The organism is Halomonas sp. C10-5 (assembly GCF_057169305.1).
Genome location: NZ_CP175665.1, coordinates 1,948,038 through 1,971,567 on the forward strand (window position 1 = coordinate 1,948,038; position 23,530 = coordinate 1,971,567).

Annotated in this window: 17 protein-coding genes; 6 read left to right on the forward strand and 11 right to left on the reverse strand. The window is 55.2% G+C overall.

Annotation, left to right across the window (positions count from 1 at the left end; genetic code table 11):
• Positions 1–5: 5 nt before the first annotated feature.
• From ACJ7IV_RS09080 to ACJ7IV_RS09125, 10 genes are all read right to left on the reverse strand, one after another.
• Positions 6–1,250: a glycosyltransferase gene (locus tag ACJ7IV_RS09080; protein ID WP_483864110.1), complete on the reverse strand. Its 1,245-nt coding sequence runs from the start codon at positions 1,248–1,250 to the stop codon at positions 6–8.
• Entirely contained in the window at positions 1,247–3,685 is a 2,439-nt protein-coding gene (locus ACJ7IV_RS09085) for an HAD family hydrolase (protein WP_483864111.1), read from the reverse strand. Before ACJ7IV_RS09085 ends, ACJ7IV_RS09080 begins: the two co-directional genes overlap by 4 nt.
• Before the next feature lie 10 nt (positions 3,686–3,695).
• Positions 3,696–4,928 (reverse strand): glycosyltransferase, encoded by a 1,233-nt coding sequence (locus tag ACJ7IV_RS09090; RefSeq protein WP_483864112.1) that lies wholly within the window; start codon positions 4,926–4,928, stop codon positions 3,696–3,698.
• A 19-nt stretch (positions 4,929–4,947) separates the two neighbouring features.
• Positions 4,948–5,910 carry a hypothetical protein gene (locus ACJ7IV_RS09095; RefSeq protein WP_483864113.1) on the reverse strand — a complete coding sequence of 321 codons (963 nt, stop codon included), beginning with the start codon at positions 5,908–5,910 and terminating at the stop codon, positions 4,948–4,950.
• 4 nt (positions 5,911–5,914) lie between these two features.
• On the reverse strand, positions 5,915–7,273 hold the full coding sequence (locus ACJ7IV_RS09100; RefSeq protein ID WP_483864114.1) for a hypothetical protein: 1,359 nt from the start codon (positions 7,271–7,273) through the stop codon (positions 5,915–5,917).
• Entirely contained in the window at positions 7,234–7,887 is a 654-nt protein-coding gene (locus tag ACJ7IV_RS09105) for an ABC transporter ATP-binding protein (protein WP_483864115.1), read from the reverse strand. The genes ACJ7IV_RS09100 and ACJ7IV_RS09105 overlap by 40 nt, the downstream gene beginning before the upstream one ends.
• Positions 7,887–9,392, reverse strand: coding sequence for an ABC transporter permease (locus tag ACJ7IV_RS09110; RefSeq protein ID WP_483864116.1), 1,506 nt, complete (start codon positions 9,390–9,392; stop codon positions 7,887–7,889). Before ACJ7IV_RS09110 ends, ACJ7IV_RS09105 begins: the two co-directional genes overlap by 1 nt.
• Before the next feature lie 294 nt (positions 9,393–9,686).
• Complete coding sequence (locus ACJ7IV_RS09115; protein WP_483864117.1) at positions 9,687–10,556, reverse strand: UTP--glucose-1-phosphate uridylyltransferase; 870 nt, start codon at positions 10,554–10,556, stop codon at positions 9,687–9,689.
• A gap of 33 nt (positions 10,557–10,589) precedes the next feature.
• A complete protein-coding gene (gene pgi, locus ACJ7IV_RS09120) occupies positions 10,590–12,284 on the reverse strand; it encodes a glucose-6-phosphate isomerase (RefSeq protein WP_483864118.1) in 1,695 nt (564 codons plus the stop codon).
• A 219-nt stretch (positions 12,285–12,503) separates the two neighbouring features.
• Complete coding sequence (locus ACJ7IV_RS09125; RefSeq protein WP_483864119.1) at positions 12,504–14,228, reverse strand: SLC13 family permease; 1,725 nt, start codon at positions 14,226–14,228, stop codon at positions 12,504–12,506.
• 47 nt (positions 14,229–14,275) lie between these two features.
• Between ACJ7IV_RS09125 and ACJ7IV_RS09130 the strand changes: the two genes are divergently transcribed.
• The 5 genes from ACJ7IV_RS09130 to ACJ7IV_RS09150 all read left to right on the forward strand — a co-directional run bounded on the left by ACJ7IV_RS09130 (position 14,276) and on the right by ACJ7IV_RS09150 (position 19,814).
• A complete protein-coding gene (locus ACJ7IV_RS09130) occupies positions 14,276–15,196 on the forward strand; it encodes a helix-turn-helix domain-containing protein (RefSeq protein ID WP_483864120.1) in 921 nt (306 codons plus the stop codon).
• Between the two features lie 106 nt (positions 15,197–15,302).
• On the forward strand, positions 15,303–16,205 hold the full coding sequence (gene cysD, locus ACJ7IV_RS09135; RefSeq protein ID WP_483864121.1) for a sulfate adenylyltransferase subunit CysD: 903 nt from the start codon (positions 15,303–15,305) through the stop codon (positions 16,203–16,205).
• Entirely contained in the window at positions 16,205–18,109 is a 1,905-nt protein-coding gene (gene cysN / locus ACJ7IV_RS09140; RefSeq protein WP_483864122.1) for a sulfate adenylyltransferase subunit CysN, read from the forward strand. The genes cysD and cysN overlap by 1 nt, the downstream gene beginning before the upstream one ends.
• An 86-nt stretch (positions 18,110–18,195) precedes the next feature.
• Entirely contained in the window at positions 18,196–18,978 is a 783-nt protein-coding gene (gene cysQ / locus ACJ7IV_RS09145) for a 3'(2'),5'-bisphosphate nucleotidase CysQ (protein ID WP_483864123.1), read from the forward strand.
• 128 nt (positions 18,979–19,106) lie between these two features.
• Positions 19,107–19,814, forward strand: a complete 708-nt coding sequence (locus ACJ7IV_RS09150; RefSeq protein WP_483864124.1) for a phosphoadenylyl-sulfate reductase — start codon at positions 19,107–19,109, stop codon at positions 19,812–19,814.
• A gap of 106 nt (positions 19,815–19,920) precedes the next feature.
• Here ACJ7IV_RS09150 and ACJ7IV_RS09155 read toward each other — a convergent pair whose 3' ends face one another.
• Positions 19,921–21,087, reverse strand: a complete 1,167-nt coding sequence (locus ACJ7IV_RS09155; protein ID WP_483864125.1) for a nucleotide sugar dehydrogenase — start codon at positions 21,085–21,087, stop codon at positions 19,921–19,923.
• Between the two features lie 240 nt (positions 21,088–21,327).
• Between ACJ7IV_RS09155 and ACJ7IV_RS09160 the strand changes: the two genes are divergently transcribed.
• Positions 21,328–23,517 (forward strand): putative bifunctional diguanylate cyclase/phosphodiesterase, encoded by a 2,190-nt coding sequence (locus ACJ7IV_RS09160; protein ID WP_483864126.1) that lies wholly within the window; start codon positions 21,328–21,330, stop codon positions 23,515–23,517.
• Positions 23,518–23,530: the final 13 nt, after the last annotated feature.

Here is a 23,530-nt window from a genome sequence, read left to right on the forward strand (position 1 = left end):
TTCTACTAGCCAAGTAGCCTCCGATATAGCTGACTCATCCTATTCTTATATTCATATTGATCACGAAGAAAAATCAACCGATCTTTCTGCCATTCAATAACATAGCTGTATTTTTCTGGATTAATTATCATGTCGGAAATAATTTTTGCTGCCTTTTTCACTGCCTGCCTGGGGTTTCTTGGCAATAACATGTCGGGGTGTACCATCTCAGCTTGCTGCCCTACATCCGTAGCGACGAAGGGAACACAATAAGATGCTGACTCATAACTGACTAGTGAAACCCCCTCATTCTCGCTTAGCTGCAGTACGCAACTAAGCCCACCATACATCTCATCCTTTTCATAACAATTTTCTTTCAGGCAGATATTAATCCGCCCAAAACCCGGGAAACTCTTAAAGTATTTTAAATATGGGCCATAACCAAAAATATAAAAGTTAACAACACTACAAAATGATTCCTCTCGCAGGCAGCGGTCTAGATTCTTCAGAAAGAAAGGAATTAGATATGGCCGTTTCTGCTGAGAAAGTCGACCAATCACACCTATTGAAAAAACTTCATTACTGACTTTTTCAACATTGCAAAATGGAGGAGTAATTGCCGTACGAAAAATAGAATCTCTAACAACACCATGATCTTCAAAGTAGTCAGACAACCCTTGAGATATAGGATTACGTATATCAATCTTATCGCCTGCGTTCAGAGAACGACGAGGAAATCCTCCATCAGAAATCTCAATAATATGGGTTGAATCAATTACACTGGCTTCCGGGAAAAGCGACTTCAATTCATCCAAGTGATCATAGGCATAGTATGAATGATGGATATGTATTGCTTTTACGGCCCCCTCGGAATTACGAAATCTCTCCATAATTGAAGAGATAGGACTTACCTCCTTCCAAATTAGAACAGCATTTGATGAAATGTCCATAAATTTTTTTTCCCACCCACCCTCACCAGTAGGAAAGTCCACCAGCCACACAATTTTGAATCCTTCTTCGCGGGCAAGACGAGCGCACTCAAGAGCATAATATTCCGCTCCGCTTGGAGAAAACCAATGAATAGCGAATAGGCATATTGGAGCCCTTCCGGCTCCTATCTCATCAGAAGGAAGAGTTAAAGGCTGAAAATAAGCCTCCGGAGCCGACACTCTACACTTCCATTCATTTCCTTTTTTAATTTTTAAATAACGAAATAAATTAAGCAGCCAATCATAGAATAAGGGGAATTTCAGAGAAATTTTCCTTCTCATTTCTTAACGCCATATTTCTTAAGCATGGAATTTATTTGAAATACTTTAGAGTACGCACTTCGCTTTACAACATACCTGAGAGCCAACCCATTATTATAAAAGCGATGCCGCTTCCTAAATCTCAAAGAGATATTCACAAGCTTATATACCAAGAAATTAACTACAATCTTTTTTGTCAACACGTCCTTGTATCTAGCACTAACCCAAGCCGCTTCCCGAGCACCTTTTTCGTGCATGGTGCAATGCTCCTTTTCAGCCAAATCATAAAGAAACGACTCGACTTTATAGTTAGTAAAGCATTTAGACCCAGATCGGAATGAACTCGACATTTTTTCATTAGAAATTTCGGGAAATGGGATACCTGGAATTAAGGCGTGAAGCCGATGGGGAATTGACCGCCCATATTTAATGATCGACAGATAGGCAACACCAAAAATCCCTAGAGAGTTAAATGCAACAAACTCGCGCCAAGACGCATCCAAGATGGCACGCCTTAGGGAAAAAGATAATTTCTTAGAAAAAGTAGCGCCCGCAATATTTACTTGATCTGAGCCTAAATCAGCGACATTGCCTACCGATGCGAGCCAATTATAATCTTTAAACTCAGGAAATCTATTAACAGCGGAGAGGCACGACAAGGCGTAAGGCATCAATGCCTTATAGCCAAAGTCGGGATAAAGTTCTGTGACTAGTGAAAAAGATTCGGAAAAATCGATAATCCCTTTCTGAAGTTGTGCTAAGGCCGGATCATCCTTTAATTCGACACCCCGCGATGTCTGCTCCTCTGACTTGAGCACTGGATAGACGCTTCCATCGATGTCGCTCTTCTCAAGACGTAAGACAGTGCCATGTGGTGCACGAACAGCAGCTTCATAAATAAATACGGTGTCAAAGCAGGAGTATCCATTCCATTCCAGATGCCCCTTATCCGCCAAAGACCACTCCTTCCAGCTGCCAGGCAACTTCCGGTGATGGGCTTTTTCGTTCAAGGCTAGATAACAGCCTGTCATGAACTCTGGCTCGTGACCTGCTATCTGTAATCCCCTGAATAAATTATCTTGAATTTGCCCCCCCCAGCCGACATCCACAACCATCACACGCCCAGTACCGATCAGTCCAACCTCTTTAAGGTACTGAGTATAGAGATCTCGGTGCTCACTAGCCTTCTGAGCTATAAGCTGATTAAGTTCCGTGTCCTCGGAGATGCGGATAAAAGGCGGCCACTCCAGGAAATTTGGCGGCAGCGCCTGATCATATAAAATACCATTTCTTTTGCACACCTTCTCCAAAAACTCTTCTGACAAAGAAAATGGAGACAAAATGTTCTTAACTGTAAAATGAGAAGTATTCGAGAATATATCAGCAAGATGGCGAAGACTTAAACCCGTATCAACAGAATAAAGCAAGCTTATTATACGTGATCCCGCAATGTAACTTGAAGGAGGAGTGCTGTCCTTGAGAGATGATGCCAAAACATCATAGATACGTTTTAATGCATACCCCTCGCGGGCTAAAAAAAACACCTTCTCTATTTTGTGAAATTTTGCTTTTTCAATAACATCAGCGACAAAGGACGTATAGGCTGGTCCTAAAAATTTTCGCCCTATCGAATAAGGGAGGCTAGAGCTTTCAGTGTAAAAAGAGCCAAGTTCAGCGGAAAGAAATGCTTTAGCGCACTCATCCTGGCAATGATCATAGTCATAATCTAACGAGGCACGACGCCTCAAGTAAGGTGTCTCATGCAGCCATACGCTGTGCATCCCAGCTGATTTGGACTTCAAATAATCCGACGTGACATTATCTCCAATATGCACAACCTGTTCGGGAGCCACCGCCTCGGATCTTAAAACCACTTCAAAAAGCTGCCCAGTCCTTTTCAGTTTCTTATATTCGGATGAAACATAGCGCCCACTAAAAAACTCAAGAACACCAAACTTATCTAGAATACGATCAATAAAATACCCTGGGAGATACATATCCGAGCAATAAACTACGCGAATGTCGCGCTTTACAGCATGACGTATCAGCTCAATCATACCTGGGTCGCAATATAGCACCCGTTCCTCGAGCTCAAGTTCATATTCAACTACTTCATTGGCAATCGTATGAGCAATATTTCTCTCGAACCCTACTAATTCCATCCATACGGGAAAGAAATCCTCAACATGAGTTTCCTGATCAAGCCCAGATTCAGCGTTTTTATTGGCACAGCGAAGATAGGCTTCTCCCCGCGCGTGCTTTACTTGATCAATCGTAATATCTAGACCGCAAGCATCCGCTTTGGCAACAACGAACCTATCTACTGTGTCCAATACTACTTGAGGCGGACAGGAACGATGCAGAATCGTGTCAAACACATCGAGTGAAAAAACACTAATATCTTGCTTGGAAAAAATATTAACAACCTGCTTAAACACCGAATCAAAGCTGGACACTGGCTACCCCTCACACACAGCTTAAAAATTTGCTGACCAAATTTTCATAATGCGAAATATAATTATCGACCATAAAATTTACATCATACTTTTTAACCGCATCATTACGTGCCGCAATACCCATCCGCTTTACCCGACCAGCATTTAAGTCATTCTCAATGATCCTTGCTAGCCCACCCACATCCATCTGTTCTACTAGATGCCCGTTAGCACCATCCATGATCATTTCAGGGATTCCGCCCGTCTTGAATCCATATACGGGTGTTCCGGAGGCCAAGGACTCCATTACAGCGAGGGGCTGATTATCTGCCAGCGAACAAAACAGGAAAATATCAGCTGTAGAGTACAGGGAGGCCATGACCTGTTTGTCTGAAACATACCCGGCGTAGAACGTATCAAACTCAGAGAATAGTTTTTTGGCTTCATCAGATACATTTCCGGCAACGATGACTACCGGATTTAAGTGCTTAAGCTTTTTCAAAACCTGAAGCGAAAACTTGATACCTTTCCTTTCATCGAGAATATCCCCTGATGATAGGAGTACCTTTATTCCTCGCTTGCTGCTGATTTTTTTACCAACATCGCTTGTGGCAGATGGTGTAAAAGCGCTGGTATCAATGCCGTTAGAGATGACCTTAATATCATGATCCACCAAACCACTACCATGGATAAAATCTGCCATCCATTGTGATGGAGTGACCAAATTAATCCTCCTAGTCTTGTGGAGGCTTTTTTTCATATAATGGCCAATAAAAGAGAGGTCTATCTTTGAGTCCATAGGCCACTGCCCTTTTTGCGGACATGACACACATGTGCTTTTATATTTCTCACACCCCATAGGGTAAAGACAGCCTGCAGTTACAGCTGAACAGTCATGTATCGTCCAAACTACTGGAATCTTCTTAGAAATATATTCAAGAGTTAAAGGTGATATGGCTGAAGAAAGGTCATGAAAGTGTAACAGATTATAGTTTGAACGTTGATCATGACGCCGTAGTGGGAAAATCTCATATGGCATCAGCTCCGGGACAAAGAGCTTCTTTGTAATAAGGTGAAGCTTTCTGATTTCTCTTTCATATTTTCCATACAAAGGATATCGGTTATCTTCATACCCCTTACCCGCCCAACTCGTGAGATGATGAGAAAAATAACCTCGGTTATGTAGCCCATTGTATAAAAGTTCCGCTACTTGGCTAGCTCCTCCTCCAAATGAATCCGCTTTACTGACCTGGGCTACCCTCACAAACACCTCCTCTTAAAAATTACCGAGTTTTCCTTGATTCCCAAAGTTCTACTATGACCTTCGCCATTAGCTCACTAATTCTTTCTGGATTCATTTCAGCAGATTTCGCATCTAAAAATGAACTGAAAATTGGCTTTTCTTTTATATCATACTCCTCTTCTATAAGTTTATTAGTTCCTTGATAGATTGACAATATTTTTTCTTTCTCCTCCTTACCAAGCAAGGTATGATTTCTTTCTATATCCGTCAAACAATCCGATAAGGTTTCTCTTATAAATTCATTCATTTCTCTCCTTTTTTCCAAGTCCATTGGAACCCCATTTACGACTCTGAAAATTTCAACTTCATATGGAGAAAGTTTCTTGTTTACATCCCCCGCCGGAGACTTCTCCTTCCCATCCATTTTATAATTGATCCCATGACAGAAATCAGAAAATATACTACCGCCAAGAAACTTTTGTTTTTCGTAAACCCTAGCAATTATATTTTTTTTCCCTACCTTTTCTGACCACAAGCCAAGAAGATAATAGTAGTCCAGCGGTGCCACTGTCTTTCCTATTGGCATCCCCACACCATGATTTTTAATTCTCTCATTATAAATCGACTCATAATACTCATCCTGCCTTCTTAGATAAACTAAAACTTTTATATTCGGAAGCCTGAATCCAAGACTTTTGAAAAAATCAATTGTCTTTCCTACTGCAAGAGGCGATTGATATCTTGGTGCCGAAAAATTTTCAGATGAAATAATTAGTGTATGCGCCTTGCTTTTCTTTATTATGTCATCTAACTTTCTCTTCACCTGATCATCATTATCTTCTATGGCCCAAGTGACTGAGTAGTGGGGCCCCTCCTGATGACACAACTCTTTGGGATATAAAAACCCTGCTGCCTCCATTTTCTTAGAGTTTAGGTATAAAAACCTTTGCAGTGCTGTTGTGCCGGTCTTTGGAGTTCCAATATGTATTATAACATTCTCCATTGCACTAATCCTTCTTCCCCAACAATTTTAGCACCTTCTCTACCCTACTCTCTCCCATTTTATTACTTAGCTCCACGATCGTTTCTTCTATAGAATTTGTTTTCTGTGTTAATGAATAATATTTCTCAAGATTCTTCTCAACCGCTTCATTGATGCAATATACATCCTTGCAAATAGAATCTAGTTTTTTATCAACTTCCGATATTAAATTACAAAGTTTCTTAAGCTTGTTTTCATTATCTAAAATAGAGCTATTGATCTCGCTCAATTTTCCTTCACTATTAAACAGCCCTCTGTCAAAATTCGCCTTGCTTTCACATAAGTCTTTTATTAACTCTGCTGATGCATACATTTCAACAGGACGCTCATTTGAGCCCCCCCTACTTTTCAATACTTCTTGCCATGTATCATCAAGGACATTCGATGAGAACAGTTTCTCGATTTCCTTATTTCCATCATACAAATCATCATATATTTCCTGGCATTGATCTTTTGTTAAATACCCTTCTTTGCCAAAATACCCTTTCTCTTCAAGCTCTTTGTTTGTATATGGGAATATATATTTATCTCCATGAACCCTTCTGCTATTGAGGTAATTGAAGGCTCTTATTATTTCTACACCTTCTTTAGATATCCCCACATTCGACACAGCTCTATTTACCTTTGAAAACTCACTACCATCGTATGGAAAACCCAAAAAATTTATTAAATCTTCCTCCACACCCTCTTTTTTATAATGCTCGTAACATCTTACGCTTAAATCTTCACCAAATTCTTTAACCCAAGGCTCCAAATATTGACGGTAATCCAAAGCCCCTTTATTTTCCGAAAAATATTCATCAAAAGATCCATAATAGCAAGTGTGCGCCCCTTTAACTGCCTCTACATAGCATGACTCGATCCAGTCACATTGATTCCTCAGATAAACTATAGGCTTTATTTTATATCCCGCAAAAAGTTCTTTGGCATATTTCGCAAAATTGGCACCGCACACAATATTCCCAAAAATGGGTTTGTTGACAAAAAGAAATTCTGTACTTATCAGCAAAGAGTCACACTGACTCTCCTCCGCTTCTTCATTTAATATATTTCTTATTGTATCTACTGAGCCGATATGTTCAGAATGCGGAAAATCCCAAATATGGTCATTTATGCGAGGTTCAACAAGTGGTCTTAGGATAATATGATGGGGAAGCTCTTGATAATGATCAAACTTTGGGTAAAGCACCCCTCTTTTTATAAGTTTCTCTCTATTCAAGCTAAAAAAGCTTTGCACTGCCGTAGACCCAGTCTTGTGAGCACCAACATGAAGATATATAGTTTTCATTTTTGTGCCGACTCTAACTTGATCTTCCTTCCACAAGTTCTATCTATCTGATGCTGAGAATGCGAAACCAAAACGACAGTTTGATTTGAATGGATTTTTTTCATCATCTCAGACTCTGCTTTCTGCTTAAAAGATTGGTCTCCGACACTTAATATCTCATCAAGCAAAAGGACATCAGGGCTCATATACATCGCTATCGAAAACCCCAACCTAGACCGCATGCCTGACGAATATGTCTTTACAGGCTCATACATAAACTCTCTAAGTTCAGAAAACTTAGAGATATCATCTAACCTTGCTTCTACTTGTTTCCTTGTATAGCCCATCAACATACCTCCCAGAATGGCGTTATCAATACCCGGCAACTCGGGGTCGAATCCCGCTTGGAGTGTCAGTAGAGAGGCGGTTACTCCATGGTTAATCACTACGCCGCTATCCGGTTGAATGATGCCGGCGATGACTTTGAGCAACGTGGATTTGCCAGCGCCGTTGCGTCCCACTATACCCAGTGACTCGCCACGATGAATATCGAAGCTGACTCCCTCCAACGCCTGGTAGTACTCAGGCTTGCGAAATAATCCGCCACGACGCTTGTAACGAACACCCACATCCTTCAATGAAATAATTATCTCGCTTCGTTGACCTGACATTACTCAATCACTACCTTGGGGAATACCGGCTCTAGCCGGTGGTAAAGCCATAGCACGATACCGAGGCCAATCAGCGAGCCCAGCACCACCCAACCCAGCATGCTCCACACGGGCCATTGGTTCTCGACGAAGATCTGCCGATATTGAAAGAGGATATTGGCCATGGGGTTCGTGAAGAACAGCGACTGCCATTCTTGAGGGATGCGATCCACGGTATAGAATATGCCGCTGGTGAACAGCAGGAACTGGATGCCGGTAGGCACTAGGTTGCTGAGGTCGCGGATAAAGGGAATGATCATCGCCACCAGGCAGCTTACCACCACCATCAGCAACAGCTGAGACAATACCACGGGTACGAAGGCCAACCAGTGGATGGTCGGTGGCAGGTCATAGAAGATCAGGAAGGCCCCGAGCATGGCAAATACCAGCAGTTGTTTGCCGGTATTCTGCACGATGCCTACCAAGGGGAAAAACAGCGGCGAGATGCGCACCTTGTGCATCAGCCCCTTGCCACCGACGATGGAGTTGGAAGTCTGGCTCACCGTCTTGGCAAACCACTGGAAAGGCACTAGGCCGGTCAAAAGGTAGGCGATGAAACCGGGTCCTCCGCGCTCCATCAATACGCCGAAGACGATATAGAACACCGTCATATAGAGCACGGGGTCGAGAATCCACCACAGGTAGCGCAGGTGATTCTTGCTGGCCTCGCTCTTGAGGTTGAGGCGCGCCTTGGTCCAGACAAGATCCGCGAAAGTCCGCCAGTTACGCCGCTGGGGCGGGGTGACACGGTGTTCGCCCTCCTCTTCGCTGTCGTCGTCACTCTCGTTATCCGTCAGGCTCTCCAGCCAGGCGTTTCCATACTCGCGCGCGAGCTGCAGCTGGCGCGCCAGAGGCTCGTTACCCAATTCGCGAGCTGCGTCCGCGGCGCGTACGAAGCCCTCTGCATGCTCGGGAAACCGCTCCCGTACCAGAGCCCAGCGTTCCAATGCCTGATGCCAGTCCTGGTCCTGCATGGCCAGTTCGGCATGTTGGATCCAAACCTTCGGCTTGTCCTGAAATGTGCTACGAGCACTCTCGTTGAAGGCTTCCGCCTGCGTTCGATCTCCCCGACGCGAGGCTACTTCAGCGGATTTCAACCAAGACTGGAGATTTTCCGGTTCTCGAGTTCGCGCCTCCGCTGCCCAGGCCTCAGCGTCGTCCCATAGCTCGCGATCGCAAGCCAGGCTGATAAGCCCAAGAATGGGGCCAAGGCGCGCGGGAAAGCGTTGCCTTGCCTCATTTAGCAGCCGTGCGGAAGCATCAAACTCTTCCTGTCTTCGGTGGGCCGCCGCAGCCTGCACCCAGGCCGCTTCTTGCCGTGGGTAGACCTCACGGACAATGGCCCACCTCTCGGTAGCATCCTGCCAATTTCTGTTGCGCATGGCGAGTCTTGCCCAAGCAAGCGCCGCATCCGGCGGTGGCAATGCATCCGTTACATTGCCGGTATTTTCGGAGCTGTCATTCATCGGCGTTTCGGCTCGTACCTGCTGTATTCTTCACAAAATGCATTTTCCGGTGGCTGTTATCCCAAATAGTCTGCACACCTAACCACTGGGAGAAGCTTAGGAGCGACTGAGCACGCTACCGCCCAAGGATTGTTCCGGGCGGTTCCCATGCCCTGAAAACACTGGCTGCCACCCGAAACCCTCGCCCGGGCAGCTGTGTATTACGCTATTCTAAGGGCGCTATACCTGCGTCACCAACGACATAGACTTTGCTGTGTGGCTCCTCAAAGTATTCATGTCTGCAGATGGCAACAATCACCGAAGAGCGATAAGCAGGCCGGCCTCGCTGGCGAGCTGCGCATTGGCGGCATTCCAGCCTTGCACATTGCCACAATCGAAGGAGCGACCACGCATTCGGTAAGCCTCCACGCGGCCACCTTCCTTAAGGTAGCGGTCGATGGCATCGGTCAGCTGAATCTCATTGCCGGCTCCGGGCGGGAGGTCAGCAAGCAGTTGCATCGCGCGATGAGGCAGGATGTAACGCCCGATCACCGAAAGTTGCGAGGGAGCAGTTTCAGGTGAGGGCTTCTCTACCACTCCACGCATAGCCCGGCTTTCCCCGCTGACAGGCTCTTCCCCACCGCAATCCACTATCCCGTAGCGGTTCACCTCTTCTTCCGGCACGGCCTCCACCATGATCTGCGCAGCACCGGATTGCTGCCATATTGCATTCATGGCACTGAGGTCATTGCCACTTTCACCCGGTTGTGGCTTGACCAGCACGTCGGGGAGTAGCACGGCGAAGGGCTCACCCTCACCCAACAGGTGAGCGGCACAGTGGACGGCATGCCCCAGCCCTTTCGCCTCCGGTTGGCGTACGGTGGTGATCTTGAGCTCAGGTGGTGCGATCTCCCTGACCATAGCCAGGATCGCGTCCTTGCCGCTCTTCTCGAGGCTCGCCTCCAGTTCGAAATGCGTGTCGAAATGATCTTCGATCGAGGACTTTCCAGTGCGTGTAACCAACAGGATCTCGTGGATTCCTGCAGCCAATGCTTCTTCTACCACATGCTGGATGATGGGACGATCAACTACCGGCACCATCTCCTTTGGGATAGCCTTGGAGATAGGCAGAAGGCGTGTCCCGAAGCCTGCTACCGGGATGATGGCTTTGCGCACTTGCGTCATGTTAATAATTCCGTTGGGGGTTCGAAAAAAGGATCAACTAGGACAGCCAGGCGCGAAGTCATCGAATAACGCTTGCGTTGAGAGATCATCAACCATCTCCGCAGCTTCGGCCTGTGCGCCGCTGAGGCGCAGATAAACTGATTCGGCGAGGCGCTTGCCCAGTTCGACACCTGGCTGGTCGAAGGGGTTGAGATTCCACAGCAGTGACTGCACAAACACCTTGTGCTCATAGAGTGCCAACAACATTCCCAGCGAATAGGGCGTCAGCCGTTTCAGTAGAAACAGCGAGTGGGGATGATTGCCACGGTAGCCATGTGACAGATGCCCCCGCAGGGAGGGAGGGATCGCTTGATCGCCTAGTGCCAGCAACTGTGACTGCGCCAGGCAGTTCGCCAACGTCAAACGCTGTTGATCCTGAAGCGGCTCCAGCATATCTCCGTCTTCGTTCTGATAGCGCTCGGTCACCGCCAGCAGATCAGCACTCACCGTATGACTGCCCTGATGCAGTAACTGGTAGAAGGCATGCTGGGCATTAGGGCCGAGGTCACCCCACAAAATGGGACAGGTGCGACTCTCTACCGGTGAACCCTCGCGTGAGCAGCTCTTGCCGTTGGACTCCATCTCCAACTGCTGGAGATAGGCAGGCAACAGGGCGAGTCGGCTGTCGTAGGGAAGCACCACATGAGTGGGTATCTCAAGGAACTGGCTATTCCAAGCTCCGATCACGGCGGTCAGCACAGGGAGATTGTCATGTGCCGGCGCCTCGAGAAAGTGGCGATCCATGGCATGCGCACCATCCAGCAGGGCCTCAAAGGCTGGCATGCCGATCTGCACGGCCAGGCTCACCCCGATTGTTGACCACAGGGAGAAGCGACCGCCGACCCAAGCTTCGAACTCTAGCTGATGCTCAGTGGGAATGCCGAACTCTGCCATCCTGTCAGGTCGCGTAGAGACGCCCAACAGCTGGTGCTGACACACGGACTGCTCATCGAGTCCGACGCCATCACTGATCCAGGTCAGCGCCGTACGAAGATTGAACAGCGTATCGACGGTGCCAAAGGATTTGGAGGCAACGACGACAAGGGTGACGGCTGGGTCCAGGGTACGCATGAGGGGAAGCAGCTGGCCGCCATCCATGCAGGAGACAAAATACACATCTATGGATCCCTGCTGGCACTCCTCGGAGAGGGCCTGGCTGGCCAGGCGCGGCCCTAGATCCGAGCCACCGACACCGATATGTATCAGGTGGCGGATAGGTTTGCCTGTAGCACCTTGCCAATCGCCAGACCTGATCCGCTCTACCAAGTTGGCCATCTTGGCTTTTTGGCTCTGCACCGCTTCAACAGCCGGCTCACTTCCAGCAGGAGCCGGCTCGTCCGTTGGCCATCTAAGCGCCGTGTGCAAGGCTGCCCGCCGATCGCTGACATTGACCGGCTTCCCGGCGAAGAGAGCGCTGCGCTGGTGATCCAACCCACACAACTCAACCCACTCGAGCAGCAGCTCGAGTGTCGGCAAATCCAGCTGTTGCTTGCTGGCATCCAGGCTTACAGGGCCCACCTGCCAACGTAACGCATCAACCCGCTCCCGGTTCGATGGCTTGTCCGTTTTAAGCCAACGACTGAGTGGCACCTCACTATGCGCGGCGGCCTGGTACCTTAAGCGGCTAACAATTGCGCTCAACGGTTCGTTACGGGCTGCTTGCGCCAAGGCTGTCACTACCTCGGCCATCCTTGCTTCCTCGATGTCGCGTATCCAGTTCAGGCGATAGGCGGCAAAGTATACATGGCACGCGGTTCTGGGCCCAACACTGCACGAAAGGCACTCAATCCGGCACAGGCAGCCCGCGCCGCTCTCCCCTCCGGCGGCACGTAGTCGAGTTGCGTAAAGTAGGAGGCGACCTACTGGACTCAGAGCACGCGCCCCAAGCAAGCCGCCATGTAGGTTTGATTAGAAAGGAAACACCAGCGGCGTCAGCACCAACACCCCGGCCGAGTAGGTGAGGCTCACCGGCAGGCCGGTCTTGAGGAAGTCGCTGATCTTGTAGCGGCCGGGGGAGTAGACCATCAGGTGGGTCTGGTAGCCGTAAGGGATCAGGAAGCAGGCGCTGGCCCCGTAGGCCACGGCCATGATGAAAGGCATGGGGTCGGCGCCGAAGGCCTGGGCGGTGGTCCAGGCGATGGGGAAGGCCAGTGCCGCAGCGGCGTTGTTGGTAACGGTCTCGGTAAGCAGCAGGGTCATCAGGTAGCAGCCCACGAAGGCGGCGTAGATGCCGTAGCCGGAAAACAGCGTCTGCATGCCCTGGGCGAGCAGGGCCGCGGCGCCGGAGCTCTCCAGCCCCTGGGCGATGGCCAGCGCCGAGCCGATGATCAGCCACAGCTCGAAGGGGAAGCGGCGGCGTAGCTCGGCGGGGCTGAGCACCTTGCCGGCTACGAGCCCGGCCATCAGCAGTAGCAGGCCGTGGAACAGCGGTAACCACTCCAGGGCCGCCAGGCCGATCACCGCCGTGAAGCCGGCCAGGGTCAGTATACTTTCGGTCCGCTTGAGTTGCGGGCGCTTGAAGCTGCCACTGAGCAGGTGGAAGTTGCGCTCGATGTTGCGGTGCTGGCGAAAGTCGCTGCCCACCGCCAACACCAGGCAGTCACCCACGCGCAACGGGATCTGCCCCAGCTGCCCCTCCAGGCGCTTGCCACCCCGACGGATGCCCACCACACCGGCGTTGAACATGCTGCGGAAGTCCACGTCCTGCAGGGTCTGGCCGGCCAGCTCCGATTCATGGGAAATGACCACCTCCACCAGATTGGTGGCCAGCAGGTCATCGGCCTGGTGGCCAAACAGGTTGAGCCCGGGAAAACGCTGTAGCGCCTGCACCTTGCCCACCTCGCCGGTGAATACCAGCGTATCGCCGGCCTGCAGGATCTCCTCGGGCCCCACCGGACTGATCAGGCGCCCTTCCCGCTCGAGCTCCAGCAGGTAGAGTCCCTCGAGACTGCGCAACTGGTTCTGCTCGATGCTCTTGCCCACCATCTCCGAACCGGCCTCCAGATCGGCAGCCAGGAAATAGGAGAGTTTCTCCGCGGTATCTTCCGGCGGATGCTCGGGTAGCTTGCGCGCCCGCCACAGCAGTACCCCGAAGGTGAGCAGTGCCACGGGGATACCCACCAGACTGAACTGGAACATGCCCAGCTCGAAGCCACCACTACCCAGGGCGAAGGAGTTGACCACCAGGTTGGTAGAAGTGCCTACCAGGGTGGTCATGCCGCCGAGGATGGAGGCGTAGGAGAGCGGGATCAGCAGCCGCGAGGGGGCGATGCGCTTCTGACGCGAGATGGCACCCAGGAAAGCGGCCACCACGGCGGTGTTGTTGAGAAATGCCGAGAGCACGGCGCTGGCCCCCATCAATCGGGCAGTGGCGGTCTTCTCGCTGCCTGTGAGCAGGCGCTGGGAGAGCCAATCGAGCAGCGGGGTGCGTTCGAGGGCCAGAGAGACCAAAAGCAGAAGCAGGAGGGTGGCCAGAGCCGGGTTGGTGTACTGCGCCAGTAGGGTGGCAGTATCAACCAGACCCAGCAGCAGGTAGGCGCCGGCCAGGCCGACGAAGGCGACGGCCGGGCGCACCACGCCACTGATCAGCAGGCCGAGGAGTCCGGCAATGGAGAAAAGCACGGCCCAGGTCATGACGCGTCGTCCTTGAAGCTCTTTGCAGTGTGGTAAGGAAATCCAGCTTGTGGGAGTTTACTTGGCCTTTTATGATATTGTCGATAACGCGCTTCGGTCATTTGCAATTGTCAGCAGATGTTTCGTTACAGAACATAAGGTTATGCCAACTAATGAGCGCAAAACATTTGTCGCCTGACAAGCTCAATGAGCGCCGATTGCAGGCCGTAAGGTTGCGACTGGATGGTCACACCGTCGCCGAGACCACCACACGCACTGGCTTGTCGGCGCCGACGGTGTCGGCCGCCTGGAAGGCCTTCCGCGAGGGCGGCTGGGAGGCTGTGCCGGTTCGCCCGCGGGGTCGCAAAGCAGGCCAGGCGGCTCGGCTGGATGCCATGGCGCAGGAGGTGCTGGATGAATGCTTGCGCAACTTTCCGGAGACAGCGGAGCCGGCCTGGAGCAGTCGCGCCCTGGCCGATGCGCTCACGGAGGCGGGGCATGACGTCTCACCGCGCGCCATCGATCACTGGCTGGAGGCACGCGACCTCAAGCCGGAGCCCATGGCCCTGGAAGCACTCGAGCGCAAGCGTGGTCAGGCGGGGCGCTGGTATCGCCAGCAGGTCGCACCAGTGCTCGAGGAAGTCGGCAAGGTCGGTGACAGCCTCTGGCAAGGTGGCGTGCGTATCGCCCGCCCCTTGCAGAGGGAGACGGAGGAGGCCACGCCGCCCGAGCCGCCGCTTTACCAACTCTATCTACACGGCAAGCGTGGCGTGCTGTATAGCCGAGTACTGACGACACCGCCGATGGTCGCTGACTACCTGGCGCTCTTCCAGCGCCTGCTCGACCAGGCCGAGGGAAAGCCTGTGGCGCTGATCTTTCATGGCGCCTATTTCCGGGCGGCACCGGCCATTGGCGACTGGTTGTCGCAGCATCCGGAGGTGCGGCTGATGATGGTGCCGCCGGACACAGCCCGGAGCTTTAAGCCGTAAGCTGTCGATCCGCCGCTGCGCGGCGAAAACCTGAAATCCTTGATGTCAGGTTTTCATACAGCTCAAGGCTTACGGCTTACAGCTTCTTAACCAAGGACTAAGAAACATGACGACATTGACACACCTCGAAAAGCTCGAGGCCGAGAGCATCCAGATCATGCGAGAGGTGGTCGCCGAGACCGAAAATCCGGTGATGCTCTACTCGGTGGGCAAGGATAGCGCGGTGATGCTGCACCTGGCACGCAAGGCGTTTGCGCCGGCGCCACCGCCCTTCCCTCTCCTGCACGTGGATACACGCTGGAAGTTCCGGGCCATGTACGAGTTCCGCGACAAGATGGCCGAGGAAACCGGCATGGATCTGATCGTGCATATCAACCCCGAGGGGATCGAGAAGGACATCAACCCCTTCGACCACGGCTCGGCGATCCACACCGATGTGATGAAGACCGAGGGCCTCAAACAGGCACTGGACAAGTACGGCTTCGATGCCGCCTTCGGTGGTGCTCGCCGCGACGAAGAGAAGTCGCGTGCCAAGGAGCGGGTGTTCTCGTTCCGTACCGCCCAGCACCGCTGGGACCCGAAGAACCAGCGTCCCGAGCTGTGGCGGCTCTTCAACACCCGCAAGCACAAGGGTGAGTCGATCCGTGTCTTCCCGCTCTCCAACTGGACCGAGCTGGATATCTGGCAGTACATCTACCTGCAGAACATCCCCATCGTGCCGCTCTACTACTCTGCCGAGCGCCCCGTGGTGGAACGCGACGGCACGCTGATCATGGTCGACGATGAGCGCATGCCGCTGGAACCGGGCGAGGTGCCGATGATGCGCAAGGTGCGCTTCCGCACCCTGGGCTGCTACCCGCTGACCGGCGCCATCGAATCCGAGGCCGATACCCTGCCGGCAATCATCCAGGAAATGCTGCTCACCAAGACCTCCGAACGCCAGGGCCGCGTTATCGATAACGACAGCGCTGCCTCCATGGAAAAGAAAAAGCAGGAAGGATATTTCTAATGGCTCATTCCTCCGACATGATCGCCGGCGACATCGAGGGCTACCTGAAGTCGCACGAGCACAAGGGTCTGCTGCGTTTCATCACCTGCGGCAGCGTCGACGACGGCAAGAGCACCCTGATCGGGCGGCTGCTGTTCGAGTCCAAGCTGCTGTTCGAGGATCAGCTGGCCGCCATCGAGGCGGATTCCAAGAAGTGGGGCACCCAGGGCGGCGAGATGGATTTCGCGCTGCTGGTGGATGGCCTGGCCGCCGAGCGCGAACAGGGCATCACCATCGACGTGGCCTACCGCTTCTTCTCCACCGACAAGCGCAAGTTCATCGTCGCCGATACGCCGGGGCATGAGCAGTACACGCGCAACATGGTCACCGGGGCCTCCACCGCCGATGCCGCCATCCTGATGGTGGATGCGCGCCAAGGGATCCTGCCGCAGACCCGCCGCCACAGTTTCCTGATGTCGCTGATCGGCATGCGCCATATTGTGGTGGCGATCAACAAGATGGATCTGGTGGAGTACTCGAAGGATCGCTTCGACGAGATCGTCGAGGAGTACCGCGAATTTGCGAAACAGCTGGGCCTCGAGGACATCACCTTCATCCCGATGTCGGCGCTCAAGGGTGACAACGTCATCGAGCATGGCCACCATATGCCGTGGTATCACGGCCCCACGCTGATGGCCTACCTGGAGACCGTGGAGGTGGACGAGGAGCGCCTGCAACGTCAGCCGTTCCGCATGCCGGTGCAGTGGGTCAACCGCCCCAACCTGGATTTCCGCGGCTTCACCGGCATGATCGCCAGCGGCAGTATCAAGCCGGGCGATGCCATCCGTGTGCAGCCTTCCGGCCAGTCCAGCACCATCAAGCAGATCTACACCTTCGACGGTGATCTGGACGAGGCGATCGCCGGCCAGTCGGTGACCCTGCTACTGGAGGACGAGATCGATATCTCGCGCGGCGATGTGATCTCCGGTGTGGATCAGCCCGCCGAGATCGCCGACCAGTTCGAGACCAGCCTGGTATGGATGCACGACGAGCCGCTGTTGCCGGGTCGCCCGTATCTCATGAAGCTGGGCACCCAGACGATGTCGGCCACGGTCACCGACATCAAGTACCAGGTGAACATCAACACCCTGGAGCACACCGCGGCCAAGCAACTCGACCTTAACGGCATCGGCGTGTGCACCCTGAGCCTGAACAAGGCGGTGGCCTTCGATCCCTACAAGGAGAATGCCGACACCGGTGGCTTCATCCTGATCGACCGGATGACCAACAACACCGTCGGCGCCGGCATGCTGAACTTCGCCCTGCGGCGCAGCCAGAACATCCATATGCAGCACGTGGATATCGACAAGCAGGCACGTGCCCTTTCCAAGGCGCAACAGCCGGCGGTGCTGTGGTTCACCGGGCTCTCTGGCGCCGGCAAGTCGACCATCGCCAACCTGGTAGAGAAGAAACTGCACGCCGCCGGCCAGCACACCTACCTACTGGATGGTGACAACGTGCGTCACGGCCTCAACCGCGACCTGGGCTTCACCGACGCTGACCGCGTGGAGAACATCCGTCGTGTGGGCGAGGTGGCCAAGCTGATGGTCGATGCCGGCCTGATCGTGCTGACCGCCTTCATCTCGCCGTTCCGCAGCGAACGCCAGATGGCTCGCGACCTGGTGGAGGAAGGTGAATTCATCGAGATCTTCATTGATACCCCGCTGAATGTCGCCGAAGACCGTGATCCCAAGGGGCTCTACAAGAAGGCCCGCCGCGGCGAGCTGAAGAACTTTACCGGCATCGACTCGGCCTACGAGGCACCGGAGACCCCGGACCTGCACATCAAGACCACCGAGATGAGCAGCGACGAAGCCGCCGATGCCATCGTCGAGATGCTGCGTAAGCGCCAGCTGATCTCCTGAGCAGCGTTTGCGGGTCAGACACCGGCGGGGTTTTGCCGGGGTCTGACCCAAGAGCGCGGGTCACCGCCACTGGACAAGGAATTCCCATGGATTTCTCTACCCTGCTGAACGACGTGCATAGCATCGCCCTCAAAGCCGGCGATGCCATCATGGCCGTCTACGCCCGTGACTTCTCCATCGAGGAGAAGGAGGACAAGAGCCCGCTGACCGAGGCCGACAAGGCGGCACATGACGTCATCGTCGCCGGCCTGAATGCCCTGCCCGAGGGCATCCCGGTGCTCTCCGAGGAGGATGCCGAGGGTTTCGCCGGCGCCGATGCCAACGGCCGCTACTGGCTGGTCGATCCGCTGGATGGTACCAAGGAGTTCATCAAGCGCAATGGCGAGTTCACCGTCAACATCGCCCTGATCGAGAACGGCAAGCCGGTGCTCGGCGTGGTGGTGGCCCCGGCGTTGGAGGTCAGCTATCTCGCCGCCCGGGGCGTGGGGGCGTTCAAGGTGGCGTGGGATGAGGAGAAGAGCGGCGAGCGCACGTCGATCCGCGTGGCCGGCAAGCCCGCCGAGGGCGCCACCTGGCGCGTGGTGGGCAGCCGCTCCCACCCCAGCCCCGACCTGGCCGAGTGGCTGGAGCAACTCGGCAACCACGACATGGTGCCCATGGGTAGCTCGTTGAAGCTCTGCCTGATCGCCGAGGGCAAGGCCGACGTCTACCCACGCCTTGGCCCCACCTGCCTCTGGGACACCGGCGCCGCCCAGGCGGTGGTGGAGCAGGCCGGCGGCCGCGTGGAGACCCTGGAGGGCGAGGCACTTTCCTACGCCACCCCCGCCGAGAAGCTCAATCCCTACTTCGTGGTGTGGGGCGAGAGGTAGGCGCCGGAACCACCAACCCCGATTATGGCCGCATATTCCAAAAAGAGATCAAAAGATAGATATTAATTTCTTTTTTATCTGTCAAATGCCCTCTACTCTAGGGGAAATCGAGTAGACGGAGTGACCCAATGGGATCTGCGGCCTTACAGCAAGAGATCGATATCGACCATGCCAGCGCGCTGCTCGAATCGCAGTCGGCGCAAGCACGTATCGAGTGGGCGCTGGAGAACCTGCCTGGCACCTTCGTGCTCAGCTCCAGCTTCGGCATCCAGTCAGCCGTGCTGCTGCACCTGGCGACCCGTATCATGCCGGACCTGCCGGTGCTGCTGGTGGATACCGGCTATCTGTTTCCCGAGACTTACCGTTTCGTCGACGAGCTGACCGAGCGGCTGAATCTCAACCTCAAGGTGGCCAGGCCAGTGCTGTCGCCAGGGCATCTGGAGATGCGCCACGGCAAGCTCTGGGAGCAGGGTCAGGAAGGCCTGACACGCTATAACCGGCTGATGAAGGTCGAGCCGATGGAACGGATGCTGAATGAGCTGCGGGTGGGCACCTGGTTCGCCGGGCTGCGCCGCCAGCAGTCCAGCACCCGGGAGCAGCGCCCCGTCGTGGAGCAGCGGGGCGATGGCCGCTACAAGGTCTATCCGCTGATCGACTGGCACAGCCGCGACGTGCACCGTTACCTGACCGAGCATGACCTGCCCTACCACCCACTGTGGGAACAGGGCTACACCTCGGTTGGCGACTGGCACACCAGCCAGCCGCTGCAGCCCGGCATGACTGAAGAGGAGACCCGTTTCTTCGGCATGCAGCGGGAGTGTGGGTTACATCTTTAGCAGTGAGCCGAAAACTCTGGGCAAACCCTTGCGATCTGCCGCCCCAACGACAAGAAACCGTGTTCGCTTGGGGCACCAGCACCTTAGCCCCAAGTTCTACCCCGCCTCAGTCGCTGCCGAACAGATCCCGCGTGTACACCTTGTCTGCCACATCGGCGAGTTCTTCCGCCATGCGGTTGCTCAGGATCACATCGGCCTCGGCCTTGAAGGCCGCGAAGTCGCGCAGCACTCGGGAGCCGTAGAAGGTCTCCTCCTCCAGCACCGGCTCATAGACGATTACCTCGATGCCCTTGGCCTTGATGCGCTTCATCACCCCCTGCATGGCGCTGGCCCGGAAGTTGTCGGAGCCGGTCTTCATGATCAGTCGGTAGATCCCCACCACGCCTGGCTTGCGCGCCAACACCTGCTCGGCGATGAAGTCCTTGCGAGTCCGGTTGGCATCCACCACCGCCTGGATCATGTTGCTCGGCACATCCTGGTAGTTGGCCAGCAGCTGCTTGGTGTCCTTGGGCAGGCAATAGCCGCCGTAGCCGAAGCTGGGATTGTTGTAGTGCTTGCCGATGCGCGGGTCCAGGCCCACGCCTTCGATGATCTGACGGGTGTCGAGGCCGTGGGTCTCGGCGTAGGTATCCAGCTCGTTGAAATAGGCCACGCGCATGGCGAGATAGGTATTGGCGAAGAGCTTGGTTGCCTCGGCCTCGGTGCTGTTGGTGAAGAGCACCGGGATGGCCTGCTTCTCGGCGCCCTGCTTGAGCAGCTCGGCGAAGGTCTCGGCGCGAGCCGAGCGCTCGCCGACGATGATCCGCGACGGGTGCAGGTTGTCGTAGAGCGCCCTGCCCTCGCGCAGGAACTCCGGCGAGAAGAGCAGGTTCTGGGTACCGAAGCGCCGGCTGGCCTCCACGGTGTAGCCCACCGGCACGGTGGACTTGATCACCATCACTGCCGCCGGGTTGATGGCCATCACATCCTGGATCACCGCCTCGACGCTGGAGGTGTTGAAGGTGTTGGTCATCGGATCGTAGTCGGTGGGCGTGGCGATGACGACAAAGTCCGCGTCGCGGTAGGCAACCTGCTTGTCCAGGGTGGCCGTGAAGTCGAGCTCGCGGTGGGCCAGGAAGTCGCTGATCTCGGCATCCTCGATGGGCGAGCGGCCCGCGTTGAGCGCCTCGACCTTCTCGGGAACGATATCCAGCGCTACGACCTGATTGTGCTGGGCGAGCAGCATGGCGTTGGAGAGGCCGACGTAGCCGGTACCCGCGATGGCGATCTTCATGGGGAATCCTTTCAAGCCGTGAGGAACAGTCAGCGCCACATTATACGGGCCCAGGGACGAGTTGTGTGGCCTTGCTCACTGCCCGCGGCCGCGCGAAGCAGGCTGAGAGGTCGCCGAAATTCTAACCAGCGCCTGCCGTCGCTCTGCTATAAGTGAGTGTGCCGCTCCAACAACAACGGTGAATGGATGCACCTGCCTTACCGCCCAGCCCGCGCCGTCCTAATGCCGCGGGTTCGGCCGATGACCATCGCCCTGCTGGCGACGCTGCTGGCCACCGCTCCCCTCGTCTCTCCACTCGCCTTGGGGGCGGCGCCGGTGCGCATCGGCATCTACCACAACCCGCCCAAGATCCAGTCAGGCGAGGATGGCGAGCCCAGCGGCATCTTCGGCGACCTGGCGGTCGCACTGGCCGAGGAGAACGACTGGCAGCTGGAGCCCGTGACGTGCACCTGGCAAGAGTGCCTGGCGATGCTGGAAGCCGGCAAGCTAGATCTGATGCCGGACGTGGCCTGGACCGCGACGCGTGCCGAGCGCTTCACCTTCCATCGGGTGCCAGTGCTGCACAGCTGGTCGCAGCTCTACCATCGCCCAGCGCTCGAGATCGAGGGTATGCTCGACCTCGCGGGGCTGCGCATCGCGGTACTGGAGGACTCGATGCAGCAGCGCTCCATGGCACGGATGCTCGAGAGCTTCGGCATCGAGGCCAAGCTGGTGGCGCTGGAAGGCTTCCGGGAAGGCTTCACCAGCGTGCAGCAGGGGACGACGGACGCGGTGGTGAGCAACCACCTCTTCGGTGGCTGGCAAGCCCCGCGCTACGGGCTGACGGCCAGCCCCATCATGTTCGAGCCCTCACGGCTTTTCTTCGCCGCCCCGCCGGGCCGGGATACAACACTGCTGGAACAGGTGGATGCGCAGCTCCTGAGCTGGAAGCGCCAACCCGGCTCCCCCTACCACCAGGCCCTGGAGAGCTGGCGAAGCGGCGACGGGCGGCGCCCGGTGCCGAAATGGCTGGGCTGGGCGCTGATCGGCTCCAGTGTCCTGATGGGCCTGGCGATGGTCGGCAACCTCAAGCTGCGCCGCCGGGTGCAGGACCACCTGGCAGCCATCCGCCAGGTGCGCGAGGATAACCGCCGCTTGACCCTCTACGACTCCCTCACCGGCCTGCCCAATCGTCGTCACCTCATGGAGCAGCTGCACCGGCGACTCGATACGCCTCCTGCGGCGCACCGCTACACCGCCCTGCTGCTGATCGACCTGGACCGCTTCAAGCGCATCAACGACACCCGCAGCCACCGCGAGGGGGACGAACTGCTGTTCCAGCTCTCCGAGCAGTTCGAGGAGGTGCTGGGCGGCACCACGACCTTCCTCGCCCACCTGGGCGCCGACGAGTTCGCCGTGCTGGTGGACGACCTCGGCCAACGTGCCGACCAGGCCGCCCAGCGGGTCGAGCGGCTGGGTGAGCGGTTGCTCTCCGCCATCGTCGCCGCTCAGACGCCGGAGGTGGCCGACCTGGGCATCACGGGCAGCGTCGGGGTCTCGCTGTTCGATGGCGAGGCGCCCTCCCCCGACACCGCCCTGCAGCAGGCGGACATGGCGGTGGGCCAGGCCAAGGCCGCCGGCGGTAACCGGCTGCGCTTCTTCGACGATGCGGTGCAGGCCGCGGTGAATCGCCAGGTGCGACTGGAGGCGGACCTGCGCCGCGCCCTGCAGCGCGACGAGCTCAGGCTCTTCTACCAGGTCCAGGTGGACGAGCGCGGCGAAGTCTCGGGCCGGGAGGCGCTGCTGCGCTGGGCACACCCGCAGCAGGGAATGATCTCGCCGGCGGAATTCATTCCGCTGGCCGAGGAGACCGGGCTGATCGTGCCGATCGGGCGCTGGGTGGTGGAGACCGCCTGCCATCGTCTGGCCGAGTGGGCCAGCGATCCCGTACAGGCCGAGCAGGCGATCTCGGTCAACGTCAGCCCGGTGCAGTTCAGCGAGGAGGCATTCGTCGCCGAGCTCAGGAAGATCCTGGACGCCACCGGCGCCCCACCGCGGCGGCTGGTACTCGAAGTCACCGAGTCACTGCTGATGCAGAACCCGGAGTGCGTCAGCCAGCGGCTGAGCGAACTGCGCGACCTGGGCGTGCGCCTGTCACTGGACGACTTCGGCACCGGCTACTCGTCGCTCAACTACCTCAAGCGGCTGAGCCTGCACGAACTGAAGATCGATGGCAGCTTCGTCGCCGGTATTCCCTATGACCCCGCCGACATGGCCATCGTCGACACCACTCTGACGCTGGCCAACCGCCTGGGGCTCGAGGTCACCGCCGAGGGCGTGGAGACCGAGGAACAGCACCACTGGCTGAAGGCCCGTGGCTGCCAACGCTTCCAGGGCTTCCTGTTCGGCAGGCCGGAGCCTCTGCCCCCATTGGGGGCAACCCCGAAATAGAATCCCGGGTATG